The 5,090-nt window shown below is 34.4% G+C and carries 2 protein-coding genes; both read left to right on the forward strand.

Features of this window, described 5'->3' with window-relative positions; translation table 11 throughout:
• On the forward strand, nt 1-593 hold a 593-nt coding region (locus tag Q0370_RS03195; RefSeq protein ID WP_299572044.1), incomplete at its 5' end, for a hypothetical protein.
• Nucleotides 594-632: 39 nt separating this feature from the next.
• Nucleotides 633-4,946, forward strand: a complete 4,314-nt coding sequence (locus Q0370_RS03200) for a glycosyl hydrolase (protein ID WP_299572046.1) — start codon at nt 633-635, stop codon at nt 4,944-4,946.
• Nucleotides 4,947-5,090: the final 144 nt, after the last annotated feature.

A 5,090-nucleotide genomic window follows, 5' to 3' on the forward strand; every position in this document is an offset into this window, starting at 1 on the left:
GTGTTTCAACTATTCTTTTAGCTGAAACAAATAGTATAAAAAAAAATACTTTGGTCAAAATAAATGAAAATATCAGCAAAGAAAATAGTTTGTACTTAAGTAACGAAAATTTAAAGGAATCTGATAATAAAAAAGATGATTTGCAAGAAGAATTGAATATAAATACAGTAGACGAAATTTATTCATTCATTAAAGATAATACTATTTTTAAAAATGGAAAAAATAACACAACTGTAACATCAGAACATAAAGAAAACAGCTATAATTTATCAGAAAATGATTTAAAACTTGATCAAATGATAAAAAACAGTAATAAAAATAATTCTTTAAAATATGAAACTGAGTACTTTTTTAATAATCAGCACAAATTATACAAAGAGAAAAATGATAAAGGTGATAAATATCAATATGAAGGTGTATATAAAAGAAGTAATGATATTTTTTTAAGAACAGTTTCTCCAAACAGCGATTCATATAATTCTTATACAAAGTCTTTGAAAAACGAAAATATGAAAAACTCGGCTCTGACAAATCCAAATAATAGAAATAATGACAATAATTATGGAATTGCAAATATAAAAATAGAGCAATAGCCTATTGTATCGAATAAAGCATCTTCTACTTCTACGCTTATGCCAAATATTGATTTAAACGTTGTTGCAAAACCTGTAGAATTTGATAAGAGTAAAGCATCGATAACATTGCCTGTCATTATGGTGAATGATTTACAGGGGACAGGTACAGCGCTGGGAACAAAAGGGATAACCATGCCTGCTTTAACTTATACTCCAACAAATTTAACATCAAGACAAAAACTTATGAATGCGCTTAAATATTATGCTAATGCAGGAACACCTATTATGGGACAACAGCACGGAATTGATGTAAGTATTTCACCACAAAATTCTTCAGGTTATAGTTCAGATATTTATTCAGTTACGGGGAAATATCCCGCGGTAATTGGAATGCACTTTGGAGAACAGCCAACACACTGGACAAAAAGCATACAAAATAATAGTCAGCTGATGGCAGATTATATAAAAAAAGCAAATAGCTTAGGAGCAATTTTTACAGCTTCAAGTGAAATTCCGAATCCCACTAAATATGAAAATAACCACGATGGAAAAAGTGATGATAAAACAGGAAATCCAGATTTGGATCAGTTTTCTTCGACTGGGGCGTATGCAAATCAGTTTAACACATGGATACAGACAATCGTTGAAACTGCAAAACTCGCAGTAGCGCCTGACGGCACACCTATTCCCTGGGTATTAAGAGTATTCCATGAGCAAAATGGAGATTGGCCTTGGTGGGGAGAGCCAAATCAGTCCCATAATAAAATAAAAGCTGCATTCAGACGTGTTCATGAAGCGCTTGTTGCGGCAGGTGTAAGAGATCAGATACTTCTTGCATATGCACCAAACGGTGATTTTGGAGGCGGAAGTGATTTAAATAGATATATGGCAGATTATCCCGGTGATGATGTAATAGATGTACTGGGATACGATGCGTATTGGCAGTCTGCAAGTCAAAGTGAAGCAAATTGGATTAATCTTGTTGCAGGAGATATGCGTATGATCGGAAACCAGGCAAAATCAACGGGGAAAGTGGCGGCTCTTACAGAATACGGCCGTTTGGGAAGCCATGCAATGTCAGCTACAAATAATACATGGTTTCAGACACCTGTTGCACAGGCTCTTCAAGGCACAGGTACATCTTATGCTATGACTTGGACTCAATGGTCTACAGAATATCAGCTTCCTTGGGCGGGTCATGTTGCAGAAAATGATATGAAAACAGCACCATGGCTGCTGGCACCAATTAATTTAAATGCAGGAAGTCCTATGAATACTTCAGTAACATCAGGAAATTTAAATATCAGACAGAATGTAAATTTGGATAATTCATCAGATTTGTTTTATAGTTCAAACTTTAATCTGTCAAATATTACACTTGATGCAGGGAATACAATCTCAGGTTCAACTGTTGCAGGAAATAAAAATTATATTTTAGGGCAGACAAATTATGTGGGTTCATCAGGGAATAATGCTATTCAGGTAACAAATAAAGGTGTAATAAATTTCACTGGAAATAATACAACAGCCTTGCTATCTGACAATGGAACTGTAACGAATGATACAACAGGAACAATCAAATTGACAGGTACAGGAAATGTGGGGATGCTTGGTTCAGCAAATTCCGTAATAGAAAACAGGGGAAATATAGAAGTAGGATCTCAAAGTGTTGGAATTTATGGAGTGAATGTTCTTCCTGCAAACAATATATGGGGTAATAAAAATATAAGTATAAGTAATTCAGGAAATATAGTAGCCGCTGCAGGTGGTAGGGATATAGTTGGAATATTTGCTGCAAATAACGGGGCAGTTTCCACTATCAACAGCAGTGGTAACATTGATTTGTCAAGTGCGACAAACAGTGTTGGGATAGCAGTTTCAAATGGAACATTGCAAGTGACAGGAAATATTCTTACAGGAGATAACAGTGTTGGAATATATGCAGTTGGAGAAAACACATCTGTAGGACAGAATTCTGCACTTAATACAGGAAACAACAGTGTAAATGTTCTTTTATCAGGCGATAATCAGGTATTAAACAGTCAGACCGACAAAGTCATTATTGGAAATAATTCATTTGGGTATGTTGCAACAGGTCAGAATAATAATATAGTAACAGGATATGCAGGAAATACAGGCTTTGTAACATTAAATACAAATTCTGTATTTCTATATTCATCAGATAAAACAGGAAATATTATAAATTATAATCATCTGAAATCAGCAGGGAATCAAAATTACGGATTGATAACAGCAGGAAAGTTGATTAATTATGGAAATATAGATTTTAGTTCAGGAACAGGAAATGTAGGTATTTACAGTTATTCTAAAAATGCCATAACAACTCCACAGGTAGCAGAGAATTTAGGAACAATAACAGTATCACGGTCAACGGTAGGAAATATTGGAATAGGAATGGCTGCAGGATATGAAGATGGACTTGGATATGTTAAAAATTCGGGAATAATAAAAGTAACAACTCCTGGAAGTGTAGGAATGTATGCTACAGGAAATGGCTCTATTGCGGAAAATGCAGGAACAATTGAATTAAGCGGAACATCAAGAAATATAGGAATGTATGTAGATAACGGAGCAACAGCTCTAAATACAGGAACGATTACAACAACAGGAACAGGAAATAATGGACAGATAGGAATAGCGGTAGTCAACGGCACTTTAAATAACCAGGGAAGCATTAATATTGATGCTTCAAACGGCTATGGACTTGTGCTGTCGAACGCTGTCATAAAAAATTACGGCAGCATGAATATCACAACAGGAAACGGAGCGTTGCCAATACTTGAGAAGAAAACAACGACAGGACTTGAAAAAGCAATGGGAACAGATGGAATAGACAGAATAAAAATAAATACTGCCAATGGGACAATAACCTTAAATAATACACCGCAGGAAATACAACTTGTAAATACAGTTAATCCTAAGGCTTCATCAAACGTCTCAAATCCTGTTTCATCAGTGGGTATTTATGTGGACACCTCGGGAGTAACGAAAACTAATCCTGTTAATAATTTAGGAGCTCTTGCCAATATGCAGTCGGCAGATTTGATAATAGGAACTGAAGCGGCACAGAGCACTGATAAGAAATATATTCAGCTAGGACAAAATATTACATCTCCTTTCATAGGGATGATACAGAATTCAGGAATAAAGGAATGGAATGTGTATTCAGGAGGTCTTACCTGGATGGCTGGGATGACGGCGAATGCAAACGGAACAGAAGATATATATTTAGCAAAAGTTCCATATACAGTGTTTGCAGGGGATAAGGAAAATTCAAGACAGACGTATAATTTTTTGGATGGACTGGAACGGAGATATGGAGTGGAAAAAGAAGGTTCTGAAAAGGAATTATTTAATAAATTAAACAATATAGGAAATAATGAAGAGATATTATTTACTCAAGCAGTAGACGAAATGATGGGGCACCAGTATGCGAATGTTCAATCAAGGATAAAAACAACAGGAGATACAGTAACTAGGGAAGTAAACGGTTTGATAAAAGATGAAGCTGAACAGAATGACAGAATAAAAGTGTTTGGTTCAAAAGATGAATATAAGACAGATACAGCAGGAATAACTGATTATAAAAATAATACTTATGGGATAGCTTATGTTCATAAAAATGATTTAGATTCTGACGATACAAGAGGTTGGTATGCAGGAGTAGTGAATAATAACTTTCAATTCAAAGATATAGGAAAGTCAAGAGAAAATCAGACGATGTTCAAAGGTGGAGTGTTTAAGACGGTCACATTTGACAAGGATAAAAATTTGAAATGGACAGTATCAGGAGAAGGTTTTTTTGGAATAAACAGCATGAACAGAAGATTTCTTGTTGTAGACAATGTATTTAATGCAAAATCAAATTATTATTCATACGGATTGGGGATGAGGAACGAAATTGGAAAAGAAATAAGATTAAATGATAAAATAAGCATTAGACCGTATGGGGCATTGAATATGGAATATGGAAGATTTAGCAGGATCAAGGAAAAAAATGGAGATATACGATTAAAAGTAAAAGAAAATGATTATTTTTCAGCAAAGCCTGAAATAGGAACGGAATTTAAATATGTCCAGCCGCTGACAGCAAATACAACATTAGTACTAGGAACAGGAATAGCATATGAAACAGAACTTGGAAGTATGGGTTCGAATAGAGTAAAAGTAGCCTATACCGATGCAGACTGGTACAATTTGAGAAGCGAAAAGGAAGGTAGAAAAGGAAATGTGAAGCTTGACTTAAACTTCGGAATACAAAATCAAGGATTGGGAGTGACTGCAAATTTGGGATATGATACGAAAGGTAACAACGTAAGAGGAGGACTTGGAATTAAAGCAAGTTTTTAAGGAATTGAAATTATTTACTACTTCATACAGAATATTCATAATATTTGGCTACTTTGAAAGATGTTGAAAAAGCATTGAAATTCTTGGAAAATAATTTGATGAAAAAGTAAAAATTTTGAAAATATAAAAATATGAGGTATAATT

The organism is uncultured Leptotrichia sp. (genome assembly GCF_938036635.1).
Classification (GTDB): domain Bacteria; phylum Fusobacteriota; class Fusobacteriia; order Fusobacteriales; family Leptotrichiaceae; genus Leptotrichia; species Leptotrichia hongkongensis.

What these genes read in the sequence shown, in the direction of transcription:
- Q0370_RS03200 (WP_299572046.1), top strand. Translation starts at nt 633, where the DNA reads ATGCCAAATATTGATTTAAACGTTGTTGCAAAACCTGTAGAATTTGAT.